Raw genomic sequence first — 15966 nt, forward strand, 5'->3', positions numbered from 1 at the left:
CGAAAAGGAATAGAGTACATCGTTGAAGGAACGACACAGGCATGGCCTGCGTCGTTGGGCAGTTGTCAACCTGCCCCTAATGCAACCCCAAGTCAAGGAAGGAGGACGAAGTCCGCTCGCACTTCTGGGGAGTTGCAAGCCCCCACTTCAAGCGTTAGCGAAGTGGGGGTAGTTGACACCGCTCTTGATAGCTCGGCGAATAGTTGACGTCGCCGACAAACGCGATGTCAGTATGGTTGAGCTCCAACAAATGCTGGACGGCCACATACGCCCCGAACCGATTGTTGGTCAGCACCGCATCGGTATTGACTGGCTCGGCTCGCCCATCTTAGCCCCGCTCGTCATTGCGCTCATGATGGCGTGGAAGTTTGTCGGATATTATGCGCTGCTGTTTTTGTCCGGCTTGGAAAGCATCCCGAAAGAAGTGTATGAAGCGGCGGAAATGGACGGGGCGGTCGGCTGGAAGCGGGTTTGGCACGTGACGATTCCGATGCTGTACCCTTCGTTTTATACCGTGACGATTTTGGCGGTCGGCTTGATGTTTGGCATTTTCACCGAACCGTATGTGTTGACGGGCGGCGGGCCAGAGTATGCGACCCATACGTGGCAGCTCGAGATTTACAACCAAGCGTTTGAAAAATTGAATGCGGGTTACGGAACCGCGGTCGCGATCATTAATTCGATCGTCACCTTTGCGTCGATTTTCGTCTTTCGCAAGGTGTTGGAAAAATGGGGTGGCAAACATGGCTGGGAGTAAAACATGGAAGGTCGGACTGCTTTATGTTTTGGCGTTTGCCGTTTTGTTCGTCATGGTTTTCCCGTATTTGTATATGGTGTTAGGCTCGCTTGCTCCATGGGATGAAGTCGATCGAAAGTTGATTCCGTCGTCATTGACGCTTCGCTCGTATGAATGGTTGTTTCAAGGCGGCGAAGATGTCGTGCCGCGGCCGTGGCTTCGGGCGTTTTTCAACAGTTTGCTCGTCACGTCGGCGTCAACGGTGCTTATGCTTGTGACGGCGGTGATGGTGGGCTACGCATTGTCGAAAGTGAAGTTTAAAGGGAGACAATGGGTCAACAACGCGATTTTGTTTCAAATGTTTTATCCGTCGATCATTTTGTTGATTCCGCTGTTTCTAATCGTCCGGTATTTCGGCTGGTACAACACGTATTGGGCGATGATCGTGCCCAAAGCGGTCAACTTGTGGGCCATTTTTATGTACACAAACTTTTTCCGCAGCATTCCCGATGAATTGATCGAAGCGGCCAAGATGGATGGAGCGGGCCATTTCACCATCATTCGCCGCATTGTCTGGCCGATGTCGCGGTCGATCACCACGATCATTTTCTTGTTCCTTTTCATGGAGCGATGGGTGGAACTGCTTTGGGATATGCTTGTCGTGAATAACGAAAAGATGTTGACGTTAAACGTGTTGTTGGCGCAAATGTTTGGACCGTACGGCGGATATCCGGGGCCGATGTACGCCGCCTCGGTGCTTCTCACGCTGCCGATTTTGATTTTGTTCCTTTTGTTTAGCAAGAATTTTAAGGAAGGGATGCAATTCATATTAAAATAATAAAAACATCATAATCGGAAGAGGGAGCAGGGAGAGACGTGATGCAGACAAGGACGCCGACCATGAAGACTTGCAAGACACTGCTTGAGGAATTTCAGCGTGCACCGCAGCCGCTTCGGGTGGAGAAGCTCGTGTTTGCCGGCGTTGGGGGGCGGGACGTGTACAACATTTCCGCGCCGTTTGAAGATGATGGCGAGTGGGTCATTGCCGGACGGGTGGAGGCACGAGACAGCGAGCAATCCGAAGTCTACTTTTTCGTCGAGCGTGAAGGGACATGGGTGCCGCGGGAAGGGGCGCCGGTGTTTGCTTTGCAGGATCCGTTTGTTTCGCGGGTGCACGGGCATCTCGTGTTTGGCGGCGTGGAGACGTTTCCGCATCCCGTGCTTCACGGGAAGCTGTATTGGCGGACGGTGTTGTACCGCGGAAACACGATCAAGGAATTGGCGCGTTTTTTCACCGGTCCCGACGGGATGAAAGACATTCGTCTTGTCGAGCTGCGGGATGGGTCGGTTGGGGTCTTCACCCGTCCGCAAGGGGCAAAAGGCGGACGCGGAAAAATCGGCTTCACCCGCATCGGTGCGCTCGATGAGTTGACGGTGGAGGCGATTGAGAAGGCTCCGCTCATTGACGGCCAATTTTCGGATGAAGAATGGGGCGGCGCCAATGAGGTGCATTTGCTTGGCAATGGGCTCGTCGGCGTCTTGGGCCATATCGCTTGTTTCGATCAGGAGCGGAACCGCCACTATTATCCGATGGTGTTTGCGTTCAATCCGGATACGGGGGAAGCGTCGGACATGGAGCTGATTGCCACGAGAGCCCATTTCCTCGATGGCCCGGCGAAGCGTCCGGATTTGGCGGATGTCGTGTTTAGCGGCGGACTGATTCGCAAAGGGGACGGCACGGCCGATTTTTACGCTGGAACAAGTGACGCAGAAGCGCAAAAACTCACGATCGTGGATCCATTTACGAAATACGAAAGGCAGGGGTGACGATGCACCTTTACCGCTATGAAGAGAACCCGCTCATTACGCCGGAAGATGTGCCGCCGCACCACGACGGGTTTGAAGTGATCGGGGCGTTTAACGCCGGGGTGGCGACGTTCCAAGGGGAGGTGTTGCTGCTGCTTCGGGTGGCGGAGCGTCCCGTGTCGGATGACCCGAATATCGTGAAAGCGCCGGTATGGAATCCAAAGACGGGGAAGGTCGATGTTTACGAATTTCGCCAAGACGATCCGCGCTACGATTTTTCCGACCCGCGGGTGATCAGAGAGGCGGGGGCGGAGCGGTTCGCCTATTTGACGTCGCTTTCGTATTTGCGCCTCGCCCGGAGTCAAGACGGGCGGCGGTTTACGATCGACGACCGCCCGTTCGTCTATCCATCGAATGAGCTCGAGACATTCGGCATTGAAGATCCGCGCATTACATGCATTGACGGCACGTATTACATTTATTTCAGCGCCGTGTCGCCGAAAGGAGTCGGCGAGGCGATGGTGTCGACGAAAGACTTTCAGACGGTGACGCACCACGGCATGATTTTCGCGCCGGAAAACAAAGATGTGCTCATTTTTCCGGAGAAGATCAACGGCAAGTATTACGCCCTTCATCGCCCGGTGCCGAGAAGCAACGGCCGCCCTGAGGTGTGGATTGCCGAGTCAGAGAATCTGCTTCATTGGGGGAATCATCGCTTTTTGTTCGGTCTGCGCGAAGGGAAGTGGGACAGCGCCCGCATCGGCGGCGGGGCGGTGCCGATCAAAACGGAGCGAGGCTGGCTTGAGTTGTACCACGGCGCGTCGGATGACCACCGCTATTGCATGGGGGCGGTGCTGCTTGATTTGAACGACCCATCCAAAGTTCTCGCCCGCTCGGAGCAGCCGCTTGTCGAGCCGGAAGCGGATTATGAGGTGAACGGCTTTTTCGGCCGCGTCGTGTTTTCATGCGGGGCGATTGTCGATGGCGATATCGTAAAAATGTATTACGGCGCCGCGGATACGTCGATGGCGTGCATCGAGCTGAAGCTTAGCGAGATTTTGGATTCGCTTGTCAAGGAATGAACTTGTAAACGGGAAACGCCTGATGCGTCGGGCGTTTCTTTTTTTGGCTTGTGGCTCCCTAGGCGCTTTTCTGTCGAAAGTTCTTCCTTTTGTTTCTTTCTTGGCAAAGGGATTTGATATAATGGAAAAAAACGTCGATTGATCGGGACAATCCATTACGATGTGAACTCGGCGTACGGAAGCTGCCCGCGCGCTGGTCGGGGCAATGGTGGTGACGGCATGACAATCAAACGTTCATTATGGTTGAAGTTGTCGACGATTCAGTTGATCATTCTGTTTTATTTGGCGGCCGTCGCGGTGTCGACGGTGCTGTTATGGCTGCCGATTGTGCATCAGCCGGGAGTGGAGCTTCACTGGATTGATGCGCTGTTTACGGCGGCGAGCGCCATTAGTGTGACCGGGTTGACGGTTGTGTCGATTCCGGAGACGTTTAATACGTTTGGGATTGTTTTGTTGATTGTGATGATGCAGGTGGGCGGCGTAGGGTTAATGATGCTTAGTACGTTCATTTGGCTGTTAGTTGGCAAAAAAATCGGGTTTCGTGAGCGGCAGCTGATCATGACCGATCAAAACCGTCTTGCGCTCTCAGGGCTCGTGAAGCTCACGCGGGACATCTTTTTCTTGATTCTGGCCATTGAAGCGGTCGGTGCGCTGATTTTGGGCGTGTATTTTTTGCGTTATTTTCCGACGTGGCCGGAGGCGCTTTTGCAGGCGGTGTTTGCGTCGGTCAGTGCCACGACGAACGCTGGATTTGATATTACCGGCCAGTCGCTGATTCCGTTCGCCGGTGATTATTTCGTGCAAGTCATCCATATCATTCTGATCATTCTAGGCGCGATTGGCTTTCCTGTGCTCATTGAGGTGAAGGAGTTTTTGTTTGCGCGCGACCGAGGGCGCTACCGGTTTTCGCTGTTTACGAAGTTGACGACGGTGACGTTTTTTGCCCTCGTCTTCTTTGGCACGGTGGCGATTTATGCGCTTGAATGGAGCCATTTTTTCGCTGGAAAGCCGTGGCACCGGTCGCTCTTTTACGCCTTGTTTCAGTCGGTGTCATCGCGCAGCGGCGGGCTGGCGACGATGGATATGAACGAGTTTTCCGACCCGACGTTATTGCTTTTGAGCGCGATGATGTTTATCGGTGCTTCCCCGAGCAGCGTTGGCGGGGGCATCCGGACGACGACGTTGGCGGTGATTTTGTTAACGGTTTGGCATTATGCGAAAGGGCGCTCAGCGGTCAAAGTGTTCGGGCGTGAAATTCATGAGGAAGATATTTTAAAATCGTTTGTTGTCTTTATCGGTGCGCTGTTCCTTTGTTTTGCGGCGGTTCTTGCGCTTTCCGTCTCGGAATCGTCGCTTCCTGTCGTTATGCTTTTGTTTGAAGTATGTTCAGCGTTTGGGACGACCGGGCTGTCGCTCGGCATTACCTCTGAGCTCAGCCCGTTTGGCAAGCTGGTGTTGGTGATCGTCATGTTCATCGGCCGGGTCGGCATCATTTCGTTTTTATGGCTCGTCCGCGGCCGAGCGGTGAAAGATAGCTACCATTACCCGAAAGAACGAGTCATTATCGGCTAGAAGAGGGGGACGGAATCATGAAAAAAGTGCGCAAAGCGATCATTCCGGCAGCGGGCCTTGGGACGCGGTTTTTGCCGGCGACAAAGGCCATGCCGAAGGAGATGCTTCCGATTGTCGATAAGCCGACGATTCAATATATTGTTGAAGAGGCGATGGCATCAGGCATTGAGGACATCATCATCGTCACCGGGAAAGGGAAGCGGGCGATTGAGGATCATTTTGACTATGCGTTTGAGCTCGAGCAGCTGCTGAAGCAAAAAGGAAAATTGGACTTGCTTGAGAAAGTAAAAGAGCCATCAAAAGTGGACATCCACTACATTCGCCAAAAAGAGCCAAAAGGGCTGGGGCATGCCGTTTGGTGCGCGCGCAATTTCATCGGAGACGAGCCGTTTGCGGTGTTGTTGGGCGATGATATCGTCCAAGCGGAAAAACCTTGTTTAAAACAGCTCATTGAGCAGTATGAACAAACGTTCAGCTCGGTGATCGGCGTCAAGCGCGTGCCGGAGGAAGAGACGCACCGTTACGGGATCATCGACCCGCTCGAGCAGAAGGGACGGCGCTACCAAGTGCGCCGCTTTGTCGAAAAACCCGCTCCGGGCACAGCGCCGTCGAACCTCGCGATCGTCGGGCGGTACGTGTTGACGCCGGAAATTTTCTTGTTTTTGGAGAAGCAGGAGGTCGGCGCAGGCGGGGAGATTCAGCTCACCGATGCGATCGGGCGGTTGAATGAAATTCAGCGCGTGTTTGCCTATGAATTTGAAGGAAAGCGGTACGATGTCGGCGAAAAGCTCGGCTTTATCGAAACGACGATTGAGTTTGCCTTGCAAAACGAGGAGCTGCGGGATGACTTGCTTTCGTTTTTGGAGCGGGTGGTGGCAGAGGCGAAGGGATCGAAGAACAACTAATCAAATTTTTCAGAAGATGAAGACAAAAAAGGAGGGTAGGATGTGGCGCGCATACGGATTGAACATTTTGGTCCTGTGAAGCTGTTTGATGAGGAGATCACGGATGTTACCGTTTTGATTGGCCCCCAAGCGAGCGGAAAAAGTACGATCAGCAAATTGATTTTTTTCTTTCAATCGATTCCTGATGAATGGGTAAACTATTTGCTTTCAGTACGTCAAACGGAAGAAAACAACCCATTTTTTGAGTTCAATAAACGTCTTCGGAGAAAATTTGTTGGGTACTTTGGCACAACCAAACATATGAAACCGTTTCATATTCGTTATGAGTATGATGTTGAAAAGTTTGTCCGTCTTGATTTAAAGGACGGTTATGTACAAATCCATTTCAGCGATCCGCTAAAACGGGAGATTCAGGAAAATTTTAAACATGTTGTGCAGATGAAAAAGGAAATGCAATATGAAGAACAACAGTTGGATGATTTTTGGAATGTCTCCTCCTGGAAAGTGCGGCAGCAAAATATATTGGAAACGGTCAAAGCCTCCATCGCTGAAGTATTCGGTGATTCCAAAACACCTATTTTTATCCCTGCGGGCAGAAGTCTAGTGGCGACCTTGTCGGATCAGCTTCAGGACATTAATCCGCAACAGCTCGATGTGTTGACAGAGCAGTTTATCGAGCGAATCAATTTGCTGAAGAAGATGTTTTCCCATTCATTTGAGGAAATCATCGAAGATCGCAAAAAATTCTCGACAGAAAAAATTGACTTTGAAGCCATTCGACTGGCCATCAAGATGATCGAAGGCGTGATGAAAGGAAAATACATGTTCTCTGATTATGGAGAGCGGATTTTTTTTAATGAAAGAGAGTATACAAAACTGAAGTTTTCCTCTTCTGGACAGCAGGAAGTGGTTTGGATTTTATTGCTCATTTTCACCGTCATTTTGGAACGGCAACGAGTGTTTATGGTGATTGAAGAACCGGAGGCGCACTTGTACCCCAACGCCCAACAAGAAATGGTGGCCTTATTTGCGTTGCTGCTCAACGTAACGAATAGTACACTCGTGATCACGACTCATAGCCCGTACATTTTGTCTGCTTTTAATATTTATTTGTACGCTGCCAAAATCGGAAGGAAATTGGATGGGCGTGCCAATCCGATTATAGACCGAAAGTTGCGGCTTTCTCCGCAAAGGGTAAAGGCCTATATTCTGAAGAATGAAGGAGGGAGATTCCGCTACCGAAGCATTATCGATGATGAATTACGGTTAATCCAGGCCGAAGCGATCGATGAAGCATCGTCTGCCATCAACCGTGTTCTGGATGAGCTTATGGAGGCGGAGGAAGCGGGGGAGTAAACATGTCGGTTGTAGAATGGGAAAGTTGTTTGCAATATTGCGACCGTCGAAAATTAGCGGTTGTTAAGGAAAAAGGGAGAGAGATTCGTTTTGTCAACAAAGGGGAAAAGAGGGTGGCTTTATACCGTGTAGACGGTTGTTTGATTCAAGAGGGGGTAAAATGCGACTTTTTATTTTTGGTGATCGAAGGGGAGCAGGCATTTTTCATCGAATTAAAAGGGTCTGATCTCGTGGAAGCGGTGCGGCAAATCATGCGGACAGTTGAACAATTAGGCAAGAAGTTGTCTGGATACCGGTTTGAAGGACGAATTATCATGACGCGAGTGAGAACACCTAATGTAAAATCGACCGATAGGATCAAGCTGGAAAAAATGTTGAGGAGAACGGGCGGTTCGTTAGCGGTGAAAGTGAACTGGGACGAGGTAGAGGTGTAAAGGAAAGTAGGGAAACGGACCTGTGTTCCAAACAAAGCAAATTGATATTCCAGCGGAACGGGATGACGGCATCCGCATTCTCGTCGACCGCCTTTGGCCGCGGTGTCAAAGGTCGAAGCGTGCCGTGACCGCTGGTGAAAGAGACTGCCCTCCAGCAATGGTTTGGCCATCGGCCGGAGCGGTTTGCCGAGTTTGCGAGAACGTATGAACAGGAGGACTGATACGACGAAGCAAGCGCTCGTTACGGAGCTGCTTTCGCTTTCCGGAACGGTGATGTTGCTTTATGCCGCCAAAGACGAGCAGCATAACCATGCCGTTGTTCTTAGGGAGTTTTTGCGCAACATCGCTAAGGAGGGGTTCGGATGATTCGCGCCATGGTCGGCGATCTGACCAAAGTGGAAGGAGTCGAGTACATTTGCAATGCCGCCAACGGCATCGGGCCGATGGGCGGCGGCGTGGCAGCGGCGATCCGTCGGGCGGGGGGACGTGTGATCGAAGAGGAAGCGATCCGCGTCTGTCAAGCGCAAGACCCTAAGCCCGGCGATTTGTACGTGACAGGAGCAGGCTCGCTGCCGTTTCGCGGGGTCCTTCACTTAGTGACGATGAAGCAGCCTGCAGGGGCGACGTCGTATGACATCGTTCGGGCGTGTCTCGAGCGGCTCGTCGCGCACTGTCGGGAGAACGGAATCAAGAAGGTGGCGTTGCCAGCGCTAGGGACAGGCGTCGGAAGGCTTGACAAAGAAAACGTGGCGCAGTTGTTTGTCGAGGTGTTGGGTCCGGTCGAGGATGTGGAGTTTGTGGTGGTGGATATTGATCAAGCATTCATCCGTTTTGTCCAACAGCGCCAATAAAGGGAGAAAAAGGGCCTTGACTTCGTCTTGGCCCTGCTTTTTTGGCAATGAATAACGTGTTTCCTTCTTTCTCATATCATATTATAATAAGAACACACGAATGAATGAGTTTCATTGACTTCCTGATCCGGCGACGGGGGGTGGCATCATCGTTGGTGTCCGAATGACGAAGCCGGTGTGAAAGGGAGTGGGGTTTCCTGTTCGAACCGCGATCAGGAAAAACAGCCAAAAATGCCAATGCGGGCGTTTTTGGCGCCATCCGGAGGGATGAATCATGTTATTCTCATTGCCAACATTAAAGACATGTCAAGTGTTAGTGGATGAATTTCGTTCGGCCCCACAGCCGTTTGAGCCGGAAAAGCTTCGCTTTGCGGGTGTCGGGGACCGGGACGTTTATAATATTTCCGCACCGTTTGTGGATGAAGGAGAATGGGTGATCGCTGGGCGCGTCGAAGCGCGCGACAGCGAGCAATCGGAAGTGTACTTTTTCGTCGAGCGCGACGGCGTCTGGGTTCCTCGTGAAGGGGCGCCGGTGTTCGCCTTGCAGGATCCGTTTGTGGCGCGCATTCACGGTCAGTTGGTGTTCGGCGGCGTGGAGACGTTTCCGCATCCGGTGTTTGTTGGCGAGCATAGCTGGCGGACGGTCTTTTACCGCGGACCGAACATTCGCCGCTTAGAAAAGTTCGCCGAAGGGCCGGATGGGATGAAAGACATTCGCCTTGTCGAGCTGAAAGATGGGTCGATCGGCGTGTTCACCCGGCCGCAAGGGGAAAAAGGCGGCCGCGGGAAAATCGGGTTCACCCGCATTTTCTCGCTCGATGAGTTGACGCCGGACGTGATCGAGGCCGCGCCGATTTTGGACGCCCAATTTACGGATGAAGAATGGGGCGGCGTGAACGAGGCGCATTTGCTGGCGAACGGGCTTGTTGGGGCGCTCGGCCATATCGCTTGCTTTGACGAGCACGGCAACCGCCATTACTACCCGATGGTGTTCGTGTTGAACCCGGAGACGATGGAGCGCTCAGAGCTGGAATTGCTTGCGCTTCGCTCCCACTTTTTAGACGGGCCGGCGAAACGGCCGGATTTGGCGAACGTCGTTTTCAGCGGCGGACTCATCCGCAAAGGCGACGGCACGGCTGAGCTGTACGCCGGTGTGAGCGACGCCGAGGCGCAAAAAATTTCGCTCATCGACCCGTTTGCGAAGTACGAAGCGCAAGAGCTTGATCGGATGTATGCTTCCGTTTAGGGAAAGGATCGGTGCGACAGACCTTCTCTATGAATGGGGAAGGTTGGCGGCCGGTCCTTTTTCACATTTGGCCGGCTATGTTTCTTGCCTTGTGCGAAGGGCTTCGGTTTGACATAAACGTGACTTGTTTGCGCGATAGACCATAATAGCCAGCGGCAGTCGGAGCCGCGTTGTTCTCCTAGGAGTCGGTCGGACGAAACCATTTTGGCGGATATGGATCCAAAAAATGTTCATAATGTATAAAACGGAAGATTTTGCATTCATATTCGCTGACTTCAATCCATTGGACGGATTCTTAGGGAAGACCCTTTTCACCTCCCATTGCCCCTTTCGAAGCCATCCAGTATACTGAGAAAAAAGGGAATGGGGAGGGGCCTTCGTTGTCTTTGCCGCTTGCTTCTGGCGTGTCGTATGAGCGCTATTGGGTCCTGCGTGAACAAAGCGATGATCGTTTAGAGTATATTGATCGGGCCGTGTATATGACCCCGTCGCCAAGCGTGCGGCATCAGCTCATCTCGAGCCGGCTTCATTTTCAGTTCAGTTTGTTTTTTCGAGGAAAGCCGTGCGATGTGCTGGCGGCGCCGCTTGATGTGGAGCTTGTTGATGAGCAAACAGGGGAACGACATGTGGTCGTTCCCGACTTGACGGTCATTTGCGGCGAAGAACGATTGGATGGAACGAAGTATATCGGAGTGCCGCCGCTGATCGTCGAGATTTTAAGTCCGTCGAACCAGGCGCATGATCTTGTCACCAAGTTCAATTTGTACATGGCATGCGGTGTCCATGAATATTGGATCGTCAATCCGATGAAGCAGGCTGTGACGGTGTATGTGCTCAATGAGGAACGGCTGTATGAGCAGGCGGATGTTCAAGTGAAAACGGGAACGGTTCGCTCCGTGTATTTTCCGGGGCTTGCAATCGACATGGCCGAATTGTTTCGTTGACAAGATGCTGAGAGGATGGCTTGAAAGCGAACAGCGTGGGAACAATCCCACGCTGTTTTTGATGATTCATGTTCATGCCCGGATGAAGGGCAAAACGTTGCCCATGAGATGTTTCGATGAACACACGTGCGTCTGGACTGGCCCTTTTCATGGCTGGACCAAGAACAACACTTGTTGGTCAACTACCCCCACTTAGCTAACGCTTGAAGTGGGGGCTTGCANNNNTTTGGTCGTTGAAGTGGGAGTCTCCTGCGCGAAATAGGATGAAGTTTTTTCTGTGTCCAACAGGATGTTCATCGCCTGCGTGCTGTCCTTTACGGTTGTTTTTGACGCTTTTCCCGCTCCTTCATTTTCTCTTCCATCCGCTTCAGCAGCTTTTCCCACGGGTTTTCCGCCGTTTTTTTCTTGCGCTTTCGTTTTTCTTCCGCCATGCTCAAGCGCCTCCTTTCGCTGCGGCCGATAAGGCGAGCAAGCCGCGCAGTTCGTCATCGGAAAGTTCGGTGATCCACGCCTCGCCTTCGGTGATGAGGTCGGCGAGCGCTTGTTTTTGTTCGAGCATCTCGTCGATTTTTTCCTCGATTGTCCCGACGGTGATCAATTTATGGACGTGGACGAATTTCGTCTGTCCGATGCGGTAGGCGCGGTCGGTTGCTTGGTTTTCCACAGCCGGGTTCCACCAGCGGTCGAAATGGATGACGTGGTTGGCGGCCGTTAAGTTGAGTCCGGTGCCTCCTGCTTTGAGCGACAAAAGGAAAATCGGCGCTTGTCGTGCTTGAAACTCCTCGACCATTCGATCGCGCGTTTGTTTCGGGACGCCGCCATGCAAAAACAGCACTGGTTCGTCAAACAAGTCGGAAAGCAGCTCCTGGATCATCTCTCCCATTCGCACGTATTGCGTGAAGATGAGGCATGACTCGTCGTTGGCGCGAATTTGCTCGATCAGTTCGATGAGCTTTTCGAGCTTGTGTGACCGTTCAACGAGCTGGCGGGGGCGGCGTTCTTTCAAATACAGCGCCGGATGGTCGCAAATTTGCTTCACACCGTTTAGCATTTGCAAAATCAAGCCGCGCCGCGCAAACGGACTGGCTTCCTTTGCCCGTTCGAGTGTGTCGTTGACGAGCTGCTCGTACAAGGCAGCCTGTTCGGCTGTGAGCGGGCAATATTCTTTTTGTTCAAGCTTATCCGGCAAGTTGAGCGCAACCGCTTCATCCGTTTTCGTCCGCCGCAAGAGAAATGGGCGGATGAGCGCCTGCAGCGCCGCTTTTTTGCGGGCATCTCCTTCTTTTTCAATCGGCCCGGCAAAGCGCCGCTCAAACTCCGCACGGCTGCCGAGATAGCCAGGGTTGAGGAAGTGGAAGATGCTCCAAAGTTCGCCGAGACGGTTTTCAACCGGCGTGCCGGATAAGGCAATTTTATGTTTTCCGCTCAAGCGGCGGATGGCGCGCGCTTGTTTTGTTTGCGCATTTTTGATGTTTTGCGCTTCATCAAGGCAAATCGCATGCCAATGAATCTGTTTTAAATCGTCTTGGTCCAAATGAGCAAGGTTGTAAGACGTAATGACGAGATCGGCCTCGCCTGCCGTTTGCACGAACGCATCGTTTTTCGCCCGGTTCGGTCCATGGTGCACGTAGACGCGCAAGTCTGGGGTGAAGCGGGCGCATTCCTTTTGCCAGTTGCCGATCACGCTGGTCGGGCAGATGAGCAACGCCGGCGTGTCCGGGCGTTCGATTTCTTTGACGTGCGCCAAATAAGCAAGCAGCTGCACCGTTTTGCCTAGCCCCATGTCATCGGCCAAACAGGCGCCAAAGCCGAATCGGCGCAAAAAGACGAGCCAGTCGACGCCACGCTGCTGATACGGGCGGAGCGTGCCGTGAAAAGACGGCGGCACATTTGCTTTCGGCAATCCATCAAGCTGCTGGAGCTGACGGATGAACGCCCGGAACTGATCATGGACGTCAATGTGGATCGGGATCGATTCGTCCGTTGCCTCTTCGCGCTCCTCTGCTTCTGAAAGCAGCGTTTGCGCCACGATATCGTGGATCGGCACGCCTTCTTTTTTCGCCTTTTCCATGAGCGCCTGCGCGCGGCGGACAAGGGCGGGATCAAGGATGAGCCATTGGCCGCGCAGGCGAATGAGGCGCCGCTTTTGTTCCGCCAAAGCGGCAAACTCCTCTTCCGTCAGCTCAATCCCGTTGGTCGCGACGCGCCAATCGAAATCAGCGAGCCGCTCAAGGCCGAATAATGATTCCGCGTTGACGGAAGGCGACAGTTTCGCTTTGATCGACAGCTGCGCCTGGCGGATGTCGTGCCACCAGTCGGGAAGCAGCAGGCGCACGCCCGCTTCGGTGAGCTTTAAGCTGTCTTCGGACAAAAAACGCCACGCTTCTTCATTAGACAGTTCCGTCCGCAGACCCTCCCCGGCGTCAAGCCACGGCACGATCGCGCAAATGCGGCGAATGGCGCGCTGGATCGATGATTCATATGGGCGCCAAGCGCGCGGAATGTCGCTTGCGGGTGCGATGACGCTGTCGTCGACGGCGATTAGCACCGCTTCAAGCGTCCATACGTCGCCTTCCTCGGACGGCTCGACAAGGCGCAGTCCGACCGTAAATGGCGGTCGGTCGCCGAGCCAGCCGATTTGTTCAAGCCAATCGTCTTCCGTTCCGGTCCATTGGCCGCTGGGGGAGGCGATCAATGGATAAGCGCGAACGATTTCGCCCCAAATGACGCGAAGCTCCGGGTCGCGCGACAGCCAGTCGGCAATCGCCAGCGACCGCCATGTAGCGACGAACGGATCGGGATCATCGTCCGTGCTGCGCCAACGGGTGCGACCCGCTTCGCTCCATGAGCCGCCTGTGTTTTTCCAAAGGGGAGCGTCTGGAAGGAAGCGGCGTTCCCCCAACCCATTCCAAATGTGTCTCGCCCACTCTTCCAATCGGGCGGTGAATTCATCCGCCCATTCGATGACGGAAAAGCGCGAGTGCGGACGCAACGCGAACAGAGTGAGCGCTTGCCACGGCGACAGCCGCACGATGTCGTCTTCGATATCGATCATGGTCCCGTAAAAGGTTTCTTCGTGCCAAGCCAATAAAGGCGAAACCCATGATGAGGGATGGGTGGAACCAGAGAGCTCGAAACATCGAATCTCTTCATTCCATCTGCAGGAAATCTGAATCGTCTCCAATGCCTTCATGGAAGCAGTTTTCCTTTCTTTAATTCTTCATGAAACGCGCGCAGGCGCGCCGTTTTGGCGAGCAGCTGTTCAAGATACGCTTCCCATTGATCGAATCGCTTCATCGAACGGTAGTGGGTCCGCAGCGTTTTCAAGTGGCGGACCGCCTTTTGGTAGCTTGACCGGTTTTTCTCGTTGAGCAGCTTGATCACGGTCCGATGATATAACGGCATGACAAGATCCGTCCCGCGCGCTTGCAATGTTTTGAGCAGCTGCGGATGCAGCTCATCAGCGGTGATGTTCGCCCATAAGAATAGGTCCACGACTTCCCGGTAGCGTCCTTGCCGATACAAAAAGTTGGTGTACTCGTTGACGCTGTACGGAAGGCTTCGCTGCAAAAAATCTTCCCATGCGTCCGAGCGGTTTCGTTGCCGGGCGTACATTTCAAACCAGTGCGCCGCTTCGTCCAAAAAACTGCTTCGGATGGGAGCGGGTATATGCGAAAGATAAAGCGGCCAATCGTCTTTTGCTTTTTCCCAAACGGCTTCAAACCGCTTCAAGAGGCCGTTTTGAATGAATCGCCCGATCCATTCCACCAAAAACAAGCCTGCCTGATCGGGGAACGCGCGGTAAAGCGCCATCGCTTCGTCGTCTTCGCCAAGCAAAAAGGAAAGATGAGCCGCCGCCATAGCGGCGCGGATGTCGTCTCGGTCTTTGGCGAGCCGAAGGAGTTCGGCCCGTTCCTCTTGCCGCCATGTGGGCTTGGTGAACAGCGATTCCCACGCGGTTGTGTAAAAGTCATAGCCGAATGATGACAGCGCCCCGTCCAAAAACAATACATCACGAACATACGGAATCGTCTGTTCAATCAACGCGTTGAGCGACCGCGGCAGCGATTGAGTAGACAATTTTTCCAAGGCGTCAAAGGCGCGGTCGGCGACATAGTTGACGTCCTGCTGCCAGGAAAACTGTCCGTAAGAGGCGAATACGACGTCATTCCACCCTTGCGCCTCTCCGTACTGCCGAAGCTTTTCCAACAAAAAGAGGGCGGCATGAAGCTCCCGCAACGGACGGGCGCCAGCTTGCTTCCCTTCGTTTTTGCCAAGTTTCGGGAGCAGCTGGAAGGCTAAACGGTACGGCCAGTTTTGGCCGTTTTGATGGCGGGAGAAAAAGTCTTCATACTGTTTCTCGAACTGGCCCCGCCAATCTTCAACCGTTTCATTGGCTGTGATCGAAAGGCCTGCCGTTTTCCCCGCGCGTTTTGGAGCAGGTGTTTTTGATTCATGGACAGCGGATTCTTTCTGCAACGGGCCGATTTGCCCTTTTTTCCAAAGGCGGAACAGCTCGCCAACGTCGAACACGTTGCCGTATATATAAAAGAACAGCGCCAAAACGTGTGGACACAGCCCTTCCGTCCCGCACGGGCAGCGATGGCGGCGGGTGACGTTGGACAAATCAACCATGACGTCATGAGGAGTTTTGTCAGACACGACCCCTTCCACTTCATGGCTGTTGATGACCATCACGTTATAGACGAACCCGTATCTGGACAAATCGCGTCCTTTTTGAATGAGCGTGTGGAAAATGGGATACGGCAATTCTTTCACCAATTCTTCTGCCGCTTGCCGCAAAAGCGGTTTGGAGATCGTGGTCTGCAACATGTCGGTCCGTCCTTTCCGATCCATTCCTTATCATCCTATTATAGCATGTGACAGCGTGTCGAAAAAAGAGGGGCAATGTGACAAAACGCGTCTGTTCTCGAGACGGCATGAAAGGACATTGCGAGCTTTTGAACGTGTACGCGTTTTGATAGAAAGAAAGGTGTGAGTAAAATATTTGTGGGTGACATTCCGAAATGATCC

General features: G+C 53.0%; 14 protein-coding genes and 2 pseudogenes. 13 read left to right on the forward strand and 3 right to left on the reverse strand.

Annotation, left to right across the window (positions count from 1 at the left end; all coding sequences use genetic code 11):
- Positions 1-178: 178 nt before the first annotated feature.
- Positions 179-310, reverse strand: a pseudogene (locus tag ETR37_RS19900) (LacI family transcriptional regulator); the annotation flags it as partial.
- On the opposite strand from ETR37_RS19900, the pseudogene ETR37_RS17640 reads away from it, so the two are divergent.
- The 13 genes and pseudogenes from ETR37_RS17640 to ETR37_RS17695 all read left to right on the forward strand — a co-directional run.
- A pseudogene (locus ETR37_RS17640) lies at positions 299-757 on the forward strand (carbohydrate ABC transporter permease); the annotation flags it as partial. The pseudogenes ETR37_RS19900 and ETR37_RS17640 sit on opposite strands and share 12 nt — an antisense overlap.
- The gene (locus tag ETR37_RS17645) at positions 744-1574 is read left to right on the forward strand and encodes a carbohydrate ABC transporter permease (RefSeq protein WP_129447600.1); all 831 of its coding nucleotides are present in this window, start codon (positions 744-746) and stop codon (positions 1572-1574) included. The pseudogene ETR37_RS17640 and the gene ETR37_RS17645, both read left to right, overlap by 14 nt.
- Before the next feature lie 41 nt (positions 1575-1615).
- Positions 1616-2563, forward strand: a complete 948-nt coding sequence (locus ETR37_RS17650; protein ID WP_129447601.1) for an MTP-1 family protein — start codon at positions 1616-1618, stop codon at positions 2561-2563.
- Between the two features lie 2 nt (positions 2564-2565).
- Positions 2566-3624: a BtaManbiosPhlase gene (locus ETR37_RS17655; protein ID WP_129447602.1), complete on the forward strand. Its 1059-nt coding sequence runs from the start codon at positions 2566-2568 to the stop codon at positions 3622-3624.
- Between the two features lie 219 nt (positions 3625-3843).
- Complete coding sequence (locus ETR37_RS17660; RefSeq protein WP_015375963.1) at positions 3844-5196, forward strand: TrkH family potassium uptake protein; 1353 nt, start codon at positions 3844-3846, stop codon at positions 5194-5196.
- A gap of 17 nt (positions 5197-5213) precedes the next feature.
- Positions 5214-6101 carry a UTP--glucose-1-phosphate uridylyltransferase GalU gene (galU, locus tag ETR37_RS17665; RefSeq protein ID WP_129447603.1) on the forward strand — a complete coding sequence of 296 codons (888 nt, stop codon included), beginning with the start codon at positions 5214-5216 and terminating at the stop codon, positions 6099-6101.
- Between the two features lie 42 nt (positions 6102-6143).
- Complete coding sequence (locus tag ETR37_RS17670) at positions 6144-7457, forward strand: AAA family ATPase (protein ID WP_129447604.1); 1314 nt, start codon at positions 6144-6146, stop codon at positions 7455-7457.
- 2 nt (positions 7458-7459) lie between these two features.
- Entirely contained in the window at positions 7460-7891 is a 432-nt protein-coding gene (locus tag ETR37_RS17675; RefSeq protein ID WP_129447605.1) for a hypothetical protein, read from the forward strand.
- A 22-nt stretch (positions 7892-7913) separates the two neighbouring features.
- Complete coding sequence (locus ETR37_RS20130) at positions 7914-8099, forward strand: DUF488 family protein, N3 subclade (protein ID WP_331436735.1); 186 nt, start codon at positions 7914-7916, stop codon at positions 8097-8099.
- Positions 8096-8257: a DUF488 family protein, N3 subclade gene (locus ETR37_RS19905; RefSeq protein ID WP_122983788.1), complete on the forward strand. Its 162-nt coding sequence runs from the start codon at positions 8096-8098 to the stop codon at positions 8255-8257. Before ETR37_RS20130 ends, ETR37_RS19905 begins: the two co-directional genes overlap by 4 nt.
- Positions 8254-8742 (forward strand): macro domain-containing protein, encoded by a 489-nt coding sequence (locus ETR37_RS17685; RefSeq protein ID WP_020755180.1) that lies wholly within the window; start codon positions 8254-8256, stop codon positions 8740-8742. The genes ETR37_RS19905 and ETR37_RS17685 overlap by 4 nt, the downstream gene beginning before the upstream one ends.
- Positions 8743-9016: 274 nt before the next feature.
- Positions 9017-9988, forward strand: a complete 972-nt coding sequence (locus ETR37_RS17690) for an MTP-1 family protein (RefSeq protein ID WP_129447606.1) — start codon at positions 9017-9019, stop codon at positions 9986-9988.
- A gap of 380 nt (positions 9989-10368) precedes the next feature.
- Positions 10369-10932, forward strand: coding sequence for a Uma2 family endonuclease (locus ETR37_RS17695; protein ID WP_129447607.1), 564 nt, complete (start codon positions 10369-10371; stop codon positions 10930-10932).
- A gap of 433 nt (positions 10933-11365) precedes the next feature.
- Here ETR37_RS17695 and ETR37_RS17700 read toward each other — a convergent pair whose 3' ends face one another.
- Complete coding sequence (locus tag ETR37_RS17700) at positions 11366-14125, reverse strand: DEAD/DEAH box helicase (RefSeq protein ID WP_129447608.1); 2760 nt, start codon at positions 14123-14125, stop codon at positions 11366-11368.
- On the reverse strand, positions 14122-15765 hold the full coding sequence (locus tag ETR37_RS17705) for a hypothetical protein (RefSeq protein ID WP_015375957.1): 1644 nt from the start codon (positions 15763-15765) through the stop codon (positions 14122-14124). The genes ETR37_RS17700 and ETR37_RS17705 overlap by 4 nt, the downstream gene beginning before the upstream one ends.
- Positions 15766-15966: the final 201 nt, after the last annotated feature.

Source organism: Geobacillus sp. PK12 (genome assembly GCF_004123125.1).
GTDB lineage: Bacteria > Bacillota > Bacilli > Bacillales > Anoxybacillaceae > Geobacillus > Geobacillus zalihae.

Bases quoted from the DNA above. Each gene is read 5' to 3' on its own strand.
- ETR37_RS17675 (WP_129447605.1), top strand. From the start codon at position 7,460: ATGTCGGTTGTAGAATGGGAAAGTTGTTTGCAATATTGCGACCGTCGA.
- ETR37_RS17685 (WP_020755180.1), top strand. From the start codon at position 8,254: ATGATTCGCGCCATGGTCGGCGATCTGACCAAAGTGGAAGGAGTCGAG.
- ETR37_RS17700 (WP_129447608.1), bottom strand. From the start codon at position 14,125: ATGAAGGCATTGGAGACGATTCAGATTTCCTGCAGATGGAATGAAGAG.
- galU (WP_129447603.1), top strand. From the start codon at position 5,214: ATGAAAAAAGTGCGCAAAGCGATCATTCCGGCAGCGGGCCTTGGGACG.
- ETR37_RS17645 (WP_129447600.1), top strand. From the start codon at position 744: ATGGCTGGGAGTAAAACATGGAAGGTCGGACTGCTTTATGTTTTGGCG.
- ETR37_RS17705 (WP_015375957.1), bottom strand. From the start codon at position 15,765: ATGTTGCAGACCACGATCTCCAAACCGCTTTTGCGGCAAGCGGCAGAA.
- ETR37_RS17660 (WP_015375963.1), top strand. From the start codon at position 3,844: ATGACAATCAAACGTTCATTATGGTTGAAGTTGTCGACGATTCAGTTG.
- ETR37_RS17655 (WP_129447602.1), top strand. From the start codon at position 2,566: ATGCACCTTTACCGCTATGAAGAGAACCCGCTCATTACGCCGGAAGAT.
- ETR37_RS17650 (WP_129447601.1), top strand. From the start codon at position 1,616: ATGCAGACAAGGACGCCGACCATGAAGACTTGCAAGACACTGCTTGAG.
- ETR37_RS17690 (WP_129447606.1), top strand. From the start codon at position 9,017: ATGTTATTCTCATTGCCAACATTAAAGACATGTCAAGTGTTAGTGGAT.
- ETR37_RS19905 (WP_122983788.1), top strand. From the start codon at position 8,096: ATGAACAGGAGGACTGATACGACGAAGCAAGCGCTCGTTACGGAGCTG.